Origin of the sequence: Fischerella thermalis PCC 7521 (assembly GCF_000317225.1) — a bacterium.
GTDB lineage: Bacteria > Cyanobacteriota > Cyanobacteriia > Cyanobacteriales > Nostocaceae > Fischerella > Fischerella thermalis.
This window is the reverse complement of record NZ_AJLL01000105.1, coordinates 1-17,668: the sequence shown is the minus strand read 5'-3', so window position 1 is coordinate 17,668 and position 17,668 is coordinate 1. Positions and strand designations below refer to the sequence as shown.

General features: G+C 41.5%; 16 protein-coding genes and 1 tRNA gene. 9 read left to right on the top strand and 8 right to left on the bottom strand.

Features of this window, described 5'->3' with window-relative positions:
* Positions 1-2,343 (bottom strand): PAS domain S-box protein (locus UYK_RS0122895; RefSeq protein WP_026086565.1); only part of this gene is annotated, 2,343 nt, incomplete at its 3' end.
* 638 nt (positions 2,344-2,981) lie between these two features.
* Here UYK_RS0122895 and UYK_RS0122890 point away from each other — a divergent pair.
* Entirely contained in the window at positions 2,982-3,455 is a 474-nt protein-coding gene (locus UYK_RS0122890) for a molybdenum cofactor biosynthesis protein MoaE (protein WP_026086564.1), read from the top strand.
* A gap of 924 nt (positions 3,456-4,379) precedes the next feature.
* Here the strand turns inward: UYK_RS0122890 and UYK_RS0122885 are convergent.
* Positions 4,380-4,880, bottom strand: coding sequence for a Hint domain-containing protein (locus UYK_RS0122885; protein WP_009456734.1), 501 nt, complete (start codon positions 4,878-4,880; stop codon positions 4,380-4,382).
* A 298-nt stretch (positions 4,881-5,178) separates the two neighbouring features.
* Here UYK_RS0122885 and UYK_RS0122880 point away from each other — a divergent pair, with 298 nt between their 5' ends.
* From UYK_RS0122880 to UYK_RS0122860, 5 genes are all read left to right on the top strand, one after another.
* Positions 5,179-5,415 (top strand): DNA-directed RNA polymerase subunit omega, encoded by a 237-nt coding sequence (locus UYK_RS0122880; protein WP_009456735.1) that lies wholly within the window; start codon positions 5,179-5,181, stop codon positions 5,413-5,415.
* Between the two features lie 88 nt (positions 5,416-5,503).
* Entirely contained in the window at positions 5,504-5,953 is a 450-nt protein-coding gene (locus tag UYK_RS0122875) for a hypothetical protein (protein WP_016872227.1), read from the top strand.
* 170 nt (positions 5,954-6,123) lie between these two features.
* Positions 6,124-6,489, top strand: coding sequence for a DUF1818 family protein (locus UYK_RS0122870; RefSeq protein WP_009456738.1), 366 nt, complete (start codon positions 6,124-6,126; stop codon positions 6,487-6,489).
* Positions 6,490-6,571: 82 nt separating this feature from the next.
* Positions 6,572-6,645, top strand: a tRNA-Pro gene (locus UYK_RS0122865).
* Between the two features lie 140 nt (positions 6,646-6,785).
* A complete protein-coding gene (locus tag UYK_RS0122860) occupies positions 6,786-6,986 on the top strand; it encodes a hypothetical protein (RefSeq protein WP_016872226.1) in 201 nt (66 codons plus the stop codon).
* Positions 6,987-7,177: 191 nt separating this feature from the next.
* Here UYK_RS0122860 and glgB read toward each other — a convergent pair whose 3' ends face one another.
* From glgB to UYK_RS0122845, 3 genes are all read right to left on the bottom strand, one after another.
* A complete protein-coding gene (gene glgB, locus UYK_RS0122855) occupies positions 7,178-9,475 on the bottom strand; it encodes a 1,4-alpha-glucan branching enzyme (RefSeq protein WP_016872225.1) in 2,298 nt (765 codons plus the stop codon).
* A gap of 187 nt (positions 9,476-9,662) precedes the next feature.
* Positions 9,663-9,983: a hypothetical protein gene (locus UYK_RS0122850; RefSeq protein ID WP_009456747.1), complete on the bottom strand. Its 321-nt coding sequence runs from the start codon at positions 9,981-9,983 to the stop codon at positions 9,663-9,665.
* Between the two features lie 168 nt (positions 9,984-10,151).
* Entirely contained in the window at positions 10,152-11,228 is a 1,077-nt protein-coding gene (locus UYK_RS0122845; RefSeq protein WP_009456748.1) for a PIN/TRAM domain-containing protein, read from the bottom strand.
* Positions 11,229-11,579: 351 nt separating this feature from the next.
* Between UYK_RS0122845 and hemW the strand changes: the two genes are divergently transcribed.
* Complete coding sequence (hemW, locus tag UYK_RS0122840) at positions 11,580-12,764, top strand: radical SAM family heme chaperone HemW (protein WP_009456749.1); 1,185 nt, start codon at positions 11,580-11,582, stop codon at positions 12,762-12,764.
* Between the two features lie 77 nt (positions 12,765-12,841).
* Here hemW and UYK_RS0122835 read toward each other — a convergent pair whose 3' ends face one another.
* From UYK_RS0122835 to UYK_RS0122825, 3 genes are all read right to left on the bottom strand, one after another.
* A complete protein-coding gene (locus UYK_RS0122835) occupies positions 12,842-13,165 on the bottom strand; it encodes a DUF2103 domain-containing protein (protein WP_009456750.1) in 324 nt (107 codons plus the stop codon).
* Positions 13,166-13,170: 5 nt separating this feature from the next.
* A complete protein-coding gene (gene clpS / locus UYK_RS0122830; protein WP_009456757.1) occupies positions 13,171-13,497 on the bottom strand; it encodes an ATP-dependent Clp protease adapter ClpS in 327 nt (108 codons plus the stop codon).
* Between the two features lie 127 nt (positions 13,498-13,624).
* The gene (locus UYK_RS0122825) at positions 13,625-15,658 is read right to left on the bottom strand and encodes an FAD-dependent oxidoreductase (protein ID WP_016872223.1); all 2,034 of its coding nucleotides are present in this window, start codon (positions 15,656-15,658) and stop codon (positions 13,625-13,627) included.
* 798 nt (positions 15,659-16,456) lie between these two features.
* On the opposite strand from UYK_RS0122825, the gene UYK_RS0122820 reads away from it, so the two are divergent.
* Complete coding sequence (locus UYK_RS0122820; protein WP_009456761.1) at positions 16,457-17,062, top strand: DUF3038 domain-containing protein; 606 nt, start codon at positions 16,457-16,459, stop codon at positions 17,060-17,062.
* A 25-nt stretch (positions 17,063-17,087) separates the two neighbouring features.
* The coding region (locus tag UYK_RS0122815) for a DUF4335 domain-containing protein (RefSeq protein WP_016872222.1) at positions 17,088-17,668 on the top strand (581 nt) is incomplete at its 3' end.

Below are 17,668 nucleotides of genomic sequence, written 5' to 3'. Positions count from 1 at the left end.
GATAAAACCACCGTGACCTTTGACAATACCCATGACTGTTGAGAGTCCCAGTCCTGTACCTTTACCAAACTCTTTGGTTGTGAAAAATGGCTCAAAAATTCTGTCTAATATTTCCTGAGAAATGCCGACTCCTGTATCAGTAACTTTCAGGACTATATAGGAACCAACTTTTGCATCTAAATGCATTTTGGCATAGTTTTCATCAATGACAATATTCTGAGCAGAAATTGTGATGTTTCCACCTGTGGGCATGGCATCACGCGCATTGAGGCACAAATTCATTAATACTTGATGTAATTGGGTACTATCTCCACAAACACTCCACAAATCTGGTTGAATTTCGGTGTTGACAGTAATTGATTTGGGAAATGTTTGTTCAACAATTTGCTTCATTTCCAAAATCAGGTGTTTGACTTGGAGAATAGTGCGATCGCCTTCTATTCCCCTCACAAATGACAGTACTTGTTTCACCAAATTTGCACCACGCTTGGCATTATTTTCTACTATTGCTAAGATTTGGCGATCGCGTCGGTCTTGGGATTTAGCTTTTAATAGTTGTACCGACATCAAAATTGGCGATAAGACATTATTTAAATCGTGAGCAATGCCACTAGCAAGAGTACCAATACTCTCCATGCGTTGGGCGCGTAAAAATTGTTTTTCTAGTTCTTTCTTTTGGGTGATATCAGTATCAACGATCAGGATTGATTTGGGTTGCTGATGTTCATCTCTTACCAGTGTCCAACGACTTTCAACGATGATTTTTTGACCAGATTTGTGAGTTTTTTGTAATTCTCCTTGCCAAAAACCGTGTTCTAAAACTGTGTTATTAATTTCTCTTAGTAGTGATAATGGTTCGTGAGCAAAAAGTTCATCAGCATACTTACCTATAGCTTCTTCTGATTGCCAACCGTAAAGGTTTTCTGCACTTTTATTCCACAGTAAAATCTGATTAGATAAATCTTTCAGAACAATGGCATCAGTGGCAATATCGAGTAAAGCTGCTTGTTCGCGGACTTGTTGTTCTGCTTGTTTGCGGGCAGTGATATCCTCAAAAATATATAAACGTCCAAAATATTGATCATTGGCATCGCGGACTTGAGTGGAAAAGCGTCGTATGATTCGCCCATCGGTAAATAAAATTTCGTCTTCAACAACACAGTGGTTGTCTTCGCTTTGTAAGGGTTTACAGGACTCAGCAAAAGCGGGAATATCTGCTATTAATTGTAGGCAATCGGGAATGATATCCTGATTTTTCAATTGACGACGTTCCATCAATGGTTTGAGGTGTTGGATACCCCAAATTTCACAAAATTGCTCGTTGAAATACAAAATATTGTCTGTACGATTATCGACAACATAAAATGCTAGGGGTGAAACGCTAGTCATAGAACGTAATAAGGCTTCTTGCCAGCAGAGATGTTCTTCGGCAAGTTTGCGATCAGTAATATCTTCTACTACATAAGCAAATTGCGGAGTGCTGCCACAACAGGCGGCAATTGGTGATACTGTACTTCTAAGCCATTTTTTACCCTGGGGGTGATCGTGAGCATATTCAAAGCTGACAGGTAATTTGGTATATTCAGCCTCACGATAATAATGTATCCACTCATCCACACACTCTTTTGGTACACCTAACTCACTAGCAAAGCGATTTTGCATCGCTTCTGGAGTTAGTCCAAAAAATTTGGCACTAGTAGCATTATCTGAAATGTGCAGAATGTCATTACCTTGAATTTCCACAACTCCCATCATCATGGGCGCACTGTCAAAGAAACTACGGAGGGTAGATTCACTTTGCTGTAGTGCTGTTTGTGACTGTTTATATTCCTTTTTAATACTGACTAATTCGGAGAGATTTCGTCGTAATTCTAATTGCCTAATAACTAAGCGGCCAATAGCTTGTAGTGCTTGTATTTGTTCTGAGGTAATTTCACGGGAAATGTAATCAACTACACAAACAGTCCCAATTGCTTCTCCCTCTGGTGCAAACAAAGGCACACCTGCATAAAATCTGACATGTGGTTCCGAGGTAACTACAGACAAGTTGGCAAACCGTTTATCAGCCAAAGTATCAGGGACAATCAAAATATCCTTCATTTCTATACAAATAGGGCAGAATCCCATCTCTCTTGGCATTTCTCCCACCGATAATCCCACCTTAGCCTTGAACCACTGACGCTTGGCATCAATAAAATTAATCAGAGCGATCGGTGTTTGGCAAATTTGAGCCGCTAAAAACGCCAAATCGTCAAACACTTGTTCTGGTAAAGTGTCTAGAATTTGATACTCATGAAGAGCTTCAAGCCTCTTCACTTCATTATTAGGCACTAAAGTTTTCATGAGATGTTTTCCCACTATTGCTGATTTACGGCTTGCCTTCGTGTAACCTATGGCTGTTGAAATGACTGAAGTAGGGCGGTAAGAAATAAAAGAGGGACATCAGTCATGAGTGTGTTTGCAACCGCTATACACAAATACCCTAACGGGGAAATTGCCTGCTAATTCACCTTACGATTACTTTAAGTTGGTAGTTTAGATCAAGTTACTATCCAGCCATCTAAATTAGAGACAATTAGACAACTTTGTCACTTCAACTATAGTAATATGCCTTAGGGGAGATGACAAAATAATTATTAAATTGGGTAAAACTACTTAAAAAATCCAAAAATTGCCCAGTTATAAGCACTTTTGTTATGGATGATCTTTGGATAAAGCTGACATAAGCTGGCAACAACGCCGATCAAAGATACTTACTATGGGTGTAGGGTAACTGATAATAGTTGGTGGTTTGTTGTTAGTGGTGAGTCCAGCTCCCCAAAAAGGCGGTTCCCGTCACGTAGACACGTAGACGCGTAGTGGCTTCCCGTAAAGGTAGGTTGGTGCTTATTTCTCTACTTCGCCCACTCCTCACGCTCCCCCTACTCCTCACACTCCACACTTCTGTAATGCCCAATGCTTCATACCCAATAACTTTTGCTATGATAACAACATTTCCCTTTTCCATAAAACCGAAATCTGAAGATAGCTTTGTCATTACCTTTGCACCGTTACTAGTTGAGGAAATCTATCGATTAGCTAATGATCCAGCAAACGGGGCTGTAGTGGTGATGAGCGGTACAGTTCGCAATCAAACTGATGGTAAACCAGTTGTTTCCTTGGAATACCAAGCTTATGAACCAATGGCTCTACAAGTGTTCTATCAAATTGCTACCGATATTCGTCAAAAATGGACTGATGTCAATCGTGTAGTCATCCACCATCGCATTGGACATTTGCAAATTGGCGAAATCAGTGTTTTAGTGGCGGTGGGTTGTCCTCACCGTTCGGAAGCATTTGCAGCTTGTCGTTATGCGATCGACACTCTCAAACATAACGCCCCCATTTGGAAAAAAGAACATTGGCAAGATGGTTCTAGCAGTTGGGTAAGTATTGGTGCTTGTGAACAGTCTTGATGTTTCCTAGCTGGGGGGTTGCAGGTATGAGGGGGCTGCCACTGCAACCATCAATGGTATTGCAATCAGTATAATCTCAGTTATTGATTACTCCTACCCAGGAGTAATTGCAGTGATCGCGTATACGGAACTCACTGCGATCGCCCTCAAAATAATGTCGTGATCCGCAGAATCGCGACATTAGTAAAAGAAACCTTAGGGAAAAACGAGTAGATGATTGAGCAAATCATTTACTTCTAATATTGTCTTGCTTTTATGCAAAGCACTAGTCTATCGATTGTAGAGTCAAAATATTAATTAATCGCGTAGCTATAATGTCGTGGTTTTACAACCACGACAGTCGAGGAATAATGCCTTCTAATTTAATGGGCGTTTAGATAAACCAGTTTATCTACCTAACATATCCTCTAATATTTTTAGATATTACCCATCTATCTATTGAGTAGTAAAATATTAATTAATCATGTAGCTACAAAAACAAAATTATTTGAAAATAAGTGTCAAAGTGATAATATATCAACTTATCTAGAGGAAATATCTAAAAACAAATATCTGATTGATGCGGAAAACAAATTTACCTGAGTGCATTAATAAAAATACCGCCATGATCACAAAACCACGACGGTAAGCACAATGCCTTTGTTAGGGTCATAGACCACATTTATTATGCTGACTTTTAAAAGATTACTTATCTATCTATTGACTAATAAAAATATTAAGTAATTCTGTATTTATGGATACAAGAAAATTTTGAAGATAAGGATTCAGCAATTTTTGATTACACAAACTTAGCTGAAAATCAATGATTTTAGTCACTTTGTAAAGGATTCAGCCCTCGGTATACAAACTTTGATTTAGCAGCATCGTCCTGTCCTGCAAGCAATTGTAAGCTAATAGCTAAAGTCACAATAACCCACCTGCAATTTAAATCGCAATCTGATAGCGAGACTCTTCTAAAGAAGACTGCCAAGGAAGTTCACTCCATTTTAATGGGGTTGAGCTATGAGCCGCTAAATTTGAGTCCAGACTAGAAATAACAGGGTGAGATTCTTCTCCAACTAGCTGATCACCAGGTTTAAGTTTTTGCGCCTTTACCACCTTAACTCCCGTAGAAGTTTTGATATAGAAAGGATGGCTTTCTGTAACTTTGATTTTGTCATTAATTAAAAAATAACCAGGAGAAGATAAAACCTGAATTTCACCAATATTTCCTTCTTCAGGGTGGTGGGTTGTGAAGTTATAACCAATAATGCGATCGCTCTGATCTAGTTGTTCAATTGGTTTATAATCCTCAGTTGTCAAAATAGCAGTTCCCCCTGCAAAACAACCTCCACGCGCAGCAGCAACATCAGTGACACAAAAAGAAAATAATAAAATAATCAAACCAATCCAAAATATTTGAGTCAGTTTGCTGATATTTTTCATAGATGTATGGCTATACTTGGTTACTTAGATCTCAGAAAGTATAAAGTAGTTCATTAGAAATCTTGCAAAATTTAGTTTTGCAAGAGACTCCATGAATATAATTCACAACGAGGGTATGAAAATTTCATCTGCTTGCATCCTTGCACCCTTATACCCCTACACCCATTTTCAAGGCAGTTTCGGTAAAGGTGAAAGGATTTTTAATCTCTTTAACCTCTTCCCCGACTTCTACAAGAAGTCTAATCAATGGCAAATGACAATACTGCTAAACTAAAAAAGACCCAAATAACCAGTAAATATGCTAAAGCGTTCTAAGTTCGAGACAACCCAAACCCAAATTATGCATCGTGCGGAAGATTTGATTAGTGCAGCTTCAAATCGCTACCGTATTACGGTTCAGGTGGCAAATCGTGCTAAGCGTCGGCGTTATGAAGACTTCGAGAGTAATGATGATGTGATGATGAAGCCAGTACTGAGGGCAATTATTGAAATGTCAGACGAACTGACTCAACCAGAAATCATCGGAGAAGTATAGATAAATTAATTTTAATAAGGTGTGGTGTACTATGCTCAAGCTTTGGCGGGCATTCTTTACTCCCCACTTTTTGAAGGGGGTCGGATGTATGTTAATTTTAGGTGGGTTTTGGTTTAGCTCAGAACACCAGCAATTTTTCCATACTAATTTACTCTCCACCTCACCTGCCTATGCTCAAAGAGTACCCTCAACTGATGTTTGGCAGCAGGTGTATAAACAATTGCCTGATTTACCAAAAGAAAATCAATACATTAGCAAACAAACAGGGAAAGTCGCCGAAAGCAACACCCTAGTTAGTCGCATGATTAGTTATCACGTCTATGTTAAAGGGCGTACACCAAATTATCGGCTAGATTGGAAATTGACTTTGGCTGATTACCTGGATGCAAATGAAGTAATGTATGAATCATCGTATCCAGGTAACGATACTTTACGAAAAAATCCCCTTGCAGGCGATCGCGCTGCCATTCGCCGCCTCACTCGCCAGCAACGCAATGCTCTAGTGCAAGCATTAGTCAATACTTTTAGCCAAAATTAGTTAGTGGTTGTTTTTTGTTTGTTGTTTGGAACAACCAACAATCAACGGCGTTGCATAAAATGGAGATGAATGATGAACCGCCATGGACAGCCAAAAGCGCCAAGAATTAAGTTTTTCAACTAAAAGAGAAAATAAAATCATCCCGCAACAACCAACAACCAATATAAGTTATGCAACGTCTCATCAAAAGTGGATCTGGTTGGCGTATCGGTTGGAACCCATCTGCACCAGAATTTAAGGGTTTGGTGGGTACAGATGATTGGGCAATAGAATTAACAGAAGCAGAATTAAATGATTTTTGCCGGCTACTGTTGCAGTTAGCAGATACAGTGCAGCAGCTGAGGTCAGAATTAATGGATGAAGAAAAAATTGCCTGCGAAGCCGAAAGTGATTTGTTATGGATGGAAGTAGAAGGTTATCCTCACGCTTATAGTCTGCGTTTTATCCTCAACACAAGCCGTTGTGCAGAAGGTAAGTGGAATGCTGCGGCGGTTCCGGGTTTATTGCAAGCTGCGGGAATGCTGAAAGTTTTTTGAGTAGGATAGTTGATTATTCTAAAGCTGATTGCTATAATTAGGAGGTTGACTAAAACAATTCCAAATTGTAAATTGTTGTGTCCGGGGCGTAGCGCAGCTTGGTAGCGCGCCACTTTGGGGTAGTGGAGGTCGTGGGTTCAAATCCCGCCGCTCCGATTGATAAAAAGCTTACTCTAAGCAAGTTTCAATCATTCTCTTGAATTTAGCAGACAAGTAAAGAAGTGCCATTTTCAGCCTTTAATTGGTATGAGAGTGGTATGACTAAAAAAGCTCATAATGCCCATTAGAAGGGAGTTGTGGCTGTCAACCTGAAAGCAGCTAAACACAACCCTGTGTTGGAAAACGCTGACTATAGTATTGCCATACCTACAGAACATCAAACTATTCCTCAGGGCGATCGCACGGATGCTTACTATCTAAAAGTAATAGAAGGATGGAATCCGATTGTTAAGCTTGAATTAAATGCGCCATACAGAGGTCGTATTGGTGGATGCTAAGTGCGATCGCTCAATATGAAGAAATGTAGTAGGCGTAAGCATACCTTATACAGTTATCAGTTTTCAGTTTTTTCTATTGATGGTTACTGATGATCAGCATTGTTGGGGCTTGTGTGTCCCTAAATACACGCCTAATCACTGATAACTATTCACTGTTTACTGATGCTAAACCGCCTACTACAACATCATTATTACTCTTGTTGAGACTTCATCACCTCGGCTGTTTTCTCCCTATCTAACTTGAGAATTAACACACCCAAAGGTGGTAAACACAAATCCAGCGAATAAGACCGATTGTGCATCGACCAATTATCCGTCCACTTACCACCTAAATTGCCCATATTGCTGCCACCGTATTTACGCGCGTCGCTGTTAAACAACTCGGTGTAAAATCCGGGTTCCGGTACACCGATGCGGTAGTGAGAATGGGGTTGGGGGGTGAAGTTACAAACAACAATCACAAAATCTTCAGAGTCTTTGTCTCTGCGGATGAAGGACACAACGCTGTGGCGGTTATCGCTACAATCAATCCATTCAAACCCTTCCCGGGCAAAATCTAGGGTATACAAAGACGGTTCACTGCGGTAGAGATGGTTTAAATCCTTAAAAAAGTCTTTGAGTTGTTGGTGTGGCTCATGTTGCAATAAATGCCATTCTAAGTCAGCCCAAACATTCCACTCGCTCCACTGCCCAAACTCCATGCTCATAAACATGGTTTTCTTACCTGGGTGAGTAAACATATAGGTGAACAAACAACGCACGTTAGCAAACTTCTGCCATCTGTCACCGGGCATTTTACCAATGATGTTGCTCTTACCATGGACAACTTCATCGTGAGACAGTGCCAACATGAAGTTTTCACTGTGGTGATACCACATACTAAAAGTGACATTGTTCTGGTGGAACTGACGGAACCAGGGGTCCATGCTGAAATAATCAAGCATGTCGTGCATCCAGCCCATGTTCCACTTTAAGTTGAAGCCCAAGCCGCCAGTGTATGTCGGCCAAGAAACCATTGGCCAAGCTGTAGATTCTTCAGCAATAGAGACAATTCCTGGAAAATAGCTAAAGATGAGGTGATTTACCTGACGCAGAAAATCTGCCGCTTCTAGGTTTTCTCTACCTCCATATTGGTTAGGTAGCCATTCGCCTTCTTTACGGCAATAATCGAGGTAAAGCATCGAAGCAACCGCATCAACGCGAATACCATCAATGTGGAATTTATCAAACCAGAACAGAGCGTTGGCAACTAAGAAATTGCGGACTTCGTTGCGTGAGTAGTTAAACACCAAAGTTCCCCATTCTTTATGTTCACCTTTGCGGGGATCAGCGTGTTCATAAAGGTGAGTACCATCGAAGAAAGCTAAACCGTGACCGTCTTTGGGGAAGTGACCAGGAACCCAATCTATAATTACGCCAATACCATTTTTGTGGCACTGGTCAACAAAATACATAAAATCTTCTGGGCTACCATAACGGGAAGTAGGGGCGTAATAGCCTGTGACTTGATAACCCCAAGAACCATCAAAGGGATGTTCAGCGATAGGCAATAATTCCACATGGGTATAGCCCAAATCTTTGACGTAGGGGATTAACCTGTCTGCTAGCTCTCGATAAGTCAGAAAACGCGCACCAGGATTAAGTTCAGAAACAGGAACGACAGGCTCGGTTTCCCCATTAGGTAGTCTAGGTGGTTCTGCGCTAGAGGCGTGTAACCAAGAACCTAAATGTACTTCGTAAACTGAGATGGGTTGAGTCAGAGGATCGGTGTGACGCCGCTGCTCCATCCAATCTTCGTCGTTCCACTGATAGCTATTTAAGTCAGTGACAATCGATGCTGTTTTGGGACGAGGTTCTTGTTGGAAACCGTAGGGGTCAGATTTTTCGTAAATGTGACCTTCTAGATTTTTGATTTCGTATTTGTAATGTTCTCCTACCCCAAGTTCAGGAATAAACAATTCCCAAACCCCAGTTTGTCCTTTACGCATCTGATGTTTGCGTCCATCCCACTGATTGAAATCGCCAATCACGGAAACGTTACGTGCATTGGGAGCCCAAACGGCAAAATAAACACCCTTAACGCCGTCTATTTCTGTGGGGTGCGCTCCCAGTTTTTCATAAATGCGGTGATGGTTTCCTTCAGCAAACAAGTGCAAATCAAAGTCAGTTAAGCGAGGAGAACGGAAGGCGTAAGGGTCGTAGATGACTCTTTCGTGTTCTCCTTCTTTGATTTTGAGTTGGTAGTTGGCTAATTCTTTTGTTTCAATCGCGCACTCAAAAAAATGGGGGTCATGCACGCTTTGCATGGGATATTCTTTCCTTTCTTCTGGAAGAATTACCCACGCCTGACTGGCATTGGGTAGGTAGGCTCGCACAGCCCAGACAGTTTTGCCATTTGCTTCTACAAGGTGGGAACCCAATATTTCAAAAGGATCTTGATGTTGATTCCAAACGATGCGGTTTACTTGTTCGGGGGCAATCATGGTCATAGACATGGAGCTACCTATGTTAGTTGAATAAAGTGGTTAAGTAAATCTACTTTTTTAAGTTCTATATATTATTCTTTACATTTATTTGCAGTTTTGTCTTGATGGTCATCGTGAATTGGGGGGATTGGGGAGACAAGGAGAGAAACAAATGACTAATGACTAATGACTAATGACCATTGACCATTGACTAAATCAATGTATCCAGAAAAGGGAAAAGCTGGAGTAAAGCTTTACGCAGTCTCAGCAAAAAGATATTGTCTCTGATGTTAGAACTTAGTTTTGGTGGTGGGGCTTGTTGTAGTTGGGCTTGCAGTTGTGCATAGTCGGCGGCGGATAGGGGTTTGCCATCAATCGGCGATCGCGCTGCTAAGATAATTTCTGTCCGTAATATTTCTTCTGGTATGTCTTCTGCTGGTGGTAATGCTGCTACTATTGCTCCCTGATAGTTTGTTATGCTTACAACAATGCTACTAATAGCTGTCAAACAAATATATTTTATATATTTCATCTTTATTAATTTTTGATTTTTAATTTCGGTTATTTATTGCTAGAAAGTTTATACCACAGTTGCTGCCGCACAACTTGTATATATTGAGCAATTAACCAAAAAATAACCGATGCCACTAGAGTGCATCGGTGAGAAAAATATTTAGTAAACTTAAACTGGACATTTCCTTCATGCCAACGCAGATGCTTGAGGTTTGGCAAAAATCATCCTGCCGGCAGATGTTTGCAAGGCACTAGTAACCACTACCCGCAATTCACCACCTACATAATTGCTACCTTCTTCAACTACAACCATTGTGCCATCGTCTAAGTAGCCGATGCCTTGACTGGGTTCTTTACCTTCTTTGAGAATCTTGAGGTCAATGTTATCGCCCGGTAAGTAGGTGGGACGTACAGCATTAACTAAATCGTTAACGTTTAAAACAGGCACTTTTTGCACACTGGCGACCTTCGATAAGTTATAGTCGTTGGTTAAGAGTGTGCCATTGATTTCTTGGGCAAAGCGGACTAATTTCGCATCTACGGTTGTGATATCCTCGTAGTCTATGGAGTTAATCAAAATGCGATCGGGGTACACTGTTTTAATCCGGTTGAGAATTTCTAGTCCCCGTCTTCCCCTTACACGTTTTTGGTCTTTGCTTGCATCCGCTACTTGTTGCAGTTCTTGTAAGACAAATTGCGGTACGAGTAGTTGTCCTTCCAAAAAGCCAGTTTCTAGAAGTGTTTCAATACGACCATCAATAATACAGCTGGTGTCTAGTACTTTGGTGCTAGCTGGTTTGAGTGTTCCTTCTACCACCATTGTTTCTACAGTATTGGGATTAATCAAACGCAATAAACCACGTCCGTGGGTATCTGCGAGATTCATGCCAGTATATGCCAGTACGATGCTGCCAACAACTGCTACCAATGGCTTAATAAAGCTAAAATCGGTGGGAATCGGTAGCAGGAATAGAGGTGCTAGCATTAAGTTAGCGATTAGTAACCCAATTACTAGACCGATCGCACGGGTTAAGATGATTTCAAATGGCATCTCCCGGACTTGACTTTCTAAGCGGCGATATGAGGTCTGAAATCTCAGTCCAACTGCACCGCCAATAATAGCAGCAAAAGCAGCAAAAACTAAGCGGAGAGCTTCTTGGTTTGTTACCCGTTCGAGTGTCCCATTTGGTAGAAACTCGATACTATAGTAGCCTACGCCTGCTGCTGCCAGGATGAATGAGAAAATGATAATTGCATCTAGCATAATTGTGTTGTTTTCCTGCAACAGTGTTAGTCGATAAGTAAACTGATTTTTATCTCATCGCTAAGAGCGATTTAGAATATTTACGCTCATACTAGATGTTGAGATTGACAACATCTCCACTCATTATAACTAATGATTTTTATGCTCTATTATTGCCATCTTTTGACTGAAAAACGATAAAAAATTGTTAATAAATAGCTAGAAATAATTAAGATAAAATGCTAACTACAAAAACGCTGTCAGGGAGCAGATTTGCTCTTTTGCTTATATGTTCCGTCTTCTGTGTTTTACTTAACTTTTTAATTTTCATGTTTTGTAATTCTCATAATCATATTTTAATTTTCACTTAAAATGGCACAAAAAGATATATTTTCAGATCTTCCAACTTCTACCTATATACATATTCCCTTTTGCAGACGCCGATGCTTTTACTGTGATTTTCCTATTTCTGTCGTGGGCGATCGCTTGCGTGGAGAAACATCGGGCACAATCTCTCAATACGTAGACTTTCTTTGTCAAGAAATTGCCCTTGCTCCTGTTTTTGGTCAATCTTTGCAGACAATTTTCTTTGGTGGCGGTACTCCCTCGCTTTTATCTGTGCAACAATTGCAACATATATTAAAAACGCTAGAGCAAAAATTTGGTATTTCTCCTGGGGTAGAAATTTCTATGGAAATAGACCCAGGTACGTTTGATTTAGAACATATTCAAGGTTATCGTAGCGCAGGCGTCAATCGTGTGAGTTTGGGTGTGCAAGCCTTTGATGCAGATTTATTGCAAGCTTGTGGGCGATCGCATTCTGTTAACGATATTTACAAAGCAGTAGAATTAATTTCGCAAGTCGGGTTTTCTGACTTTAGCATAGACCTCATCTCAGGATTACCGCATCAAACTCTAGATAGGTGGCAGGTATCATTAGAAAAAGCAATTGCGATCGCACCAAGCCATATATCTATATATGACCTGACTATAGAACCTGGAACTGCCTTTGGTCGTTATTACAAAGGGGGTACTCATCCCCTACCTACAGATGAAACTACAGTCAAAATGTACCAAATGGCGCAGCAAATCCTCACTAGTGCAGGCTATGAACATTATGAAATTTCCAACTATGCCCAAGTAGGACACCAGTGTCGGCATAATCGAGTTTACTGGCAAAATCGCCCTTACTATGGTTTTGGTATGGGTGCAGCCAGTTACATAGAAGGGAAAAGATTTACCCGTCCCCGTAAAACCAAAGAATATTATCAGTGGGTAGAAGCTGGCTGTGTAATCGATTGTGAAGTGACATCCGCCGATGAAATTTTGTTAGAAACCTTAATGCTAGGGTTGCGGTTAGCAGAAGGTGTCAATTTAGCAGTGCTAAAAGAACAGTTTGGAGAAAAGAAGGTAGAAGAGATTGAGAAATGTTTACAGCCGTACTTGCACCAAGGCTGGGTAAAACTCGAGAAAGAAAAGTTGCGTTTGAGTGATCCCGATGGTTTTTTGTTTTCTAACGTGATTTTGGCAAAGTTGTTTGCTGAGTTAGGGGAATAGGGAGGTGGGGTGATGGGGAGACAATAAACTACTAACTACTAACTACTAACTACTAACTACCAACTACCAACTACCAACTACTTTTGCATCACAGTTGCGATCGCTTCTTCGAGTTGTTGCTGCGGTAAGGTGGTTAAAATAAATACTTCTTGTACACTTTTTCCGTGACGTGCAATTAATTTAAACCCGCCCCGAATGGGTACAGACACCCGCAATTGCAACTTTTGGCTGTGACCTTTTACCCGTCCAAGTTGTCCTGGGGTGACGGTTTGAATGCCATCTAGTTTGCACAGACGTTCGAGGATGGGAATAAGTCCAGGAATATGGGTTGAGTGATTCCAAACTAATCTGCCATCTTTAACTGGTGTTGCTTTACGGGTATCTGCGGTGGGTTTTGTCATAAATTTTATGCTGCTTCCAGAGGAGCCATTGTTAGACCAGCTCGACGTAATTGCTGATGGTAAAGTTCAGCGGGTTCTTGCGGTCCAGTCCAAACAATGGCTTGACCTTCGTAGTGTACTTGGTTTGTGAGTTCCCAAGCGCGATCGCTAGTCATTCCCGGAATATACTTCACCAAGCACTCAGCAACATGCTGAAAAGTATTGAAATCATCGTTTAAAACAATGACTTTGTAATTTGGATAGGGTTTGCGGGTAACTTGAGTTGACCGTTCAGGAGCTATAGTTGGTGTCGCTGCCATCGCATAAACAGCTGCTGAAAGTTTGGTAATCATAAAAGAATTAACCAACAGGTCTTTACAAAACTACACTACAATTAACAGTTTAGTCTATGGTAGTTGATTGTTGATTGTTGTTTGTTGTTTGGGACAACCACCAATCAATTACCAACACCCAACAAAATTATTTCCAATCTTCCCAATTTTGATTGAAAATCGAGGTATCAGGGAAAGCGGTGGGGTTGCCGTTTTTCTTGAGCAGATTTTGCAAGGCAATCAGTTGCGGTTCTATTTTTGGTAATTCATCTACTAGTTGGTAGGGGGCGATGTTGTTTTTCAAAGCAAAAGCTGCTGTAGTCCCTGCTGCTGCACCAGCAGACCATTCAAAGGAGTGGACGCGGTAGGCTGCTGCTGCAATGTGACTGGTAGCAATACTTTTACCTCCGACCAGCAAATTGTCAATTTTTTGTGGAATCATTGCCCGCAGAGCTATCTGGAAGGGATAAGCTTGGCCTGCACCGCGTCTTTCACCTTCGCGTTCTGTGTTTCCTGGTGCTTCTGGTGGGCTTTTTGTCATGCAGGGATGGAAGTCGATCGCATAATGTCCAATTCCAATAGCATCGGGAAAGATGGTCGAACGAGTCCGCCGAGCAACATTCTCCGGACGCTGCTGACCTGAAAGTACAGATAAAGCTTCCAAACCTGCCAGTGTCGCTTTCAAGCGGCGATATTCAGCTGGTGAAAGGGTTTTGCGGTAGTACTCATCATCATAATTGCGGCGAGAAATGTCAACTTCCCAAATACTAAAGCCTTGAGGCGCACCCCAGCTGGGACGACCGATGATCCGCCTGCCTTCACGCATATATGGGTATTTTGACAAGCCGTGGGCTGTTCCCATCGGGGAATCTAACCCGGAAAGAAAGCGATTGTTTGGTTGTGGCTGCTTAACCCCATTCCCTAATTGAGAATCTGTAGTCCCTGCTGCTAACCAATAATAATAACCAAGGGCATTTTCCTCACCTCTACGCAAGGTTTCTACCCGTAGTCCACCCAGCCAACCACCGGGGTTAAGCTGTCCGGTAGCTTGGAGTTGCTCGCGAGTGTAAATCAGGTTATCTTTGGCGGTTCCGGGACGGTAGTCATTCCCCCAAGTCCAGTTTTGCATGGAAATGTCACCTGGTACCGGAGCCGTAAAATTTATGCCGCCAAATTTCATTTGTTCGCCTCTGCGGGGACTCCAGATGCGACGGTAGGTAAATACTAAAGGAAAGCTTGCCAGTCGTTGCAATTCATAGCTGTAGTAGGGTGAATACTGCATGTAGAATGGGGGCATGGTCTGCTTTTGCGGTTCCTTAGTTGCCTCCATTGCAAAGGTATAAGTAAAGCCTTGAGTGCAATAGGGATCGTTGGTAGCGCTGGAGGATGAAGGTTCTAAATAAGAACGCGCATCAATACCCAGACGATAGGGAACATCAGCAAGACCAACAATTTCTCCAGTTTCGCTAGCATCTACAACATACCAGTTAGGAACATTGCCTTTTTGTGCTTGTTTGGGAGCCAGGCGAATAATAGTTTTGGTAAAGCGGGAAGAATTTTGATAGGTATAGGCGTCTTGGATGGTTTGGGATAGGGTAAAAGTATTGAGTGGGGGAGCATTGGGCGCTGGTTTATGTTGGATGGCGATCGCATTATTAATGATTTTGCCATCAGAACTGATATTCAAGTCCTTGATGACTGTATTTGGGAACCATTGCAACTTCCCTTTACCCTTTCTTTCGGCATCTTTGAGCATGGAACTCAAGATTTCATGCCCATCCTTGGGCAGAAAGCAGGAATCACTTACCCAGCAGTCACCAGGGTTGAGTTTGCCGTACTTGCGTTCAATCCGCTGTCGCAATTCTAAGTAACCACGAGAGTAGTATAACTTTGCTCGTTGGGTTGGTCGTTCATCCAACGCCGAAGTTCCTTGAGCAGAAATCTGTCCTCCCAGCCAGTCGGTAATTTCGGTGAGACAAACCGTTCTCCCAGCAAGTAAAGCTTCGTAAGCAGTTGCTACACCAGACAGTCCACCACCAACAACCAGAATGTCACAGTTTACCGTTTTGTCTGGTGTTCTGGGTGGTGCTGCGATCGCAGCGTCAGGTGCAACAAAACTCGAAATGAGAGTGAGACTAATTAAACAGGTGTGGTGACAAGAGATTAGGTGTTTAGGTTTCATGTTAAATCCGATTCCGCTCAACTCCTCGATCACGGCTTCCTAGCCTGGAACAAAAGTTCAAGCTGAAAGTAGAAACCCGTTTTAACAGGTTGAATATAGAAGCCGGAAAATAAATTTCCGGCTACTTTTGCAAGTAAATTCAACCGCTACGGGTGTCTATTAATATGACAAGCCGCGATTTTCCTTTCGCTACGTACTTTATCAGCTCTTGATGACAGAATGTATAGTTCCCCTTCGGATTCTCTAGATAAAGCACGTGACGTCCAAGACGGGAACCAGTCTTACCTGTTCCTTGTTCCCTTTCTTAAAAAGTATGTTAGTTTTTTAACCAAATAATTTCCTAAAAACATCAAAAATTCTTAATTATTACGTAAACAAAACAATAATTTTTTCTTAGATACTGCTTGTTGAAATATGGACAATTATGTATTCTTTGGTTGTTAAGTTAAAGTAGTCAGATAGACAATTAATCAGGAATCAGGAGTAAATATCTATCTAAAGGAAGATTTATTTATTTTGTATAAAGCATCAGTTTAATCAGAAAATAGTTAAACACAAGGTTGGTGCAATCAGCAGACAAAACGTCATTCAAAGCGCTTGTACTTTATCCCAAATCGCTTTTCGTCATAGAGTAAGACAAAGACCACTGCTGTTTACCCAACCATCTCAATTCTCAAAAACGCCCAACAGCTTGCTGTAGGCTATTTTCTATTCATAGTTTTAGGAAACTAATATTTGCTCGTAAAAGTCTGGTTTCAAAATGGGTAACAGCAACAGCCCCTACTAGCCCGATCACCTATGCTAAAAGTTATGCACTCTGCCGCTAATTCACCCACTCCTACTCCTCAGTGGGAGGATTTAATAAAGCTTCCAGCCCCAAACACAACTCAATGGGAAAATATTAAAACCCAATTAGATTTGGTGCTGTTGGCATTAGAAACATTGACTGGCATTGGCTCCGAGGCAATGCTTTCAGCGGCAATTAATCTAAATTTAGAGTCCAGAGTGCCAGACCGTGTAGCGCTGTGGCGGCTGCGCCAGTCTAATCCGCTACGCAAAGGTCAAGGAGGGCGAAAAAAGCTCGATGTTGAAGAAGCACGAGCGCTTGTTCTCATTATTTGCTATCTTGCCAAGCAGCATCAAGAATTGATTCGTCGTGCTGTTGGCTTGTTAGAACAAATGGCGGAAAATAACCGCGAACCTCATCAGGCTGCTTTATTAGGAGATTATATCGATGCTTTCTGCAACACTTACCAAGAACGGATGGAGGAAGACTCGACGATCTCCACGGATGAACTTACCCACCTGGCTTTAAAACTGCTGATAGATCTTCTTTTTTATAGTGGTCCTGGTGGACATCGCCGCCTCTGGCTAGCACTTATAGACCGTTCAACGAAATTTTAAAAATGTCCTGCTTGCAGTTCCTGCCATGCCTGTAACAAATTCTGTCATCCGTCGTTACACACCACCCACTTGCACGCTAGAAGTATTGGCACAAAACTCATCTCTATCTCGTTGGGTGGGAAAGGGAAGATCTGTTCTCAAGGATCTACGCTTTGAGTTAAGCTTTGACGATCCACGACTCAGTGAAGAACAAAAGATCGTTATTCGGGGCGATCGCGATCAACTAGAAGCTTTGTGTGCAGCAGTCACAAACTACGTGCAGGAATTACTTCAAATGTCCCCTGAAAGTTTTTGGGCAAAATTCTCAAAACCAGAGGACTCAACTAATGCACCAGATGAACCAGAATCACAAGAACCATTACAAAATCCAGCTTCTACCGAAACATTAAATTCTTTTAATAATCCAATACCAGAAACAGAAATACACATCAAACCAAACAGCCATTTAACTCATAATTTGTTTCTCGGTTCTTTAGGATACCAAGCATCTCAACCTGTTGTTCAACTGAATTTGCTACAGTTATTCGATTTGGCAACAGCTTTAGATCAATACTCTGACGATATACTTGCCCTACCTAATCTCTATCAAGGGCGATCGCGTTTTGC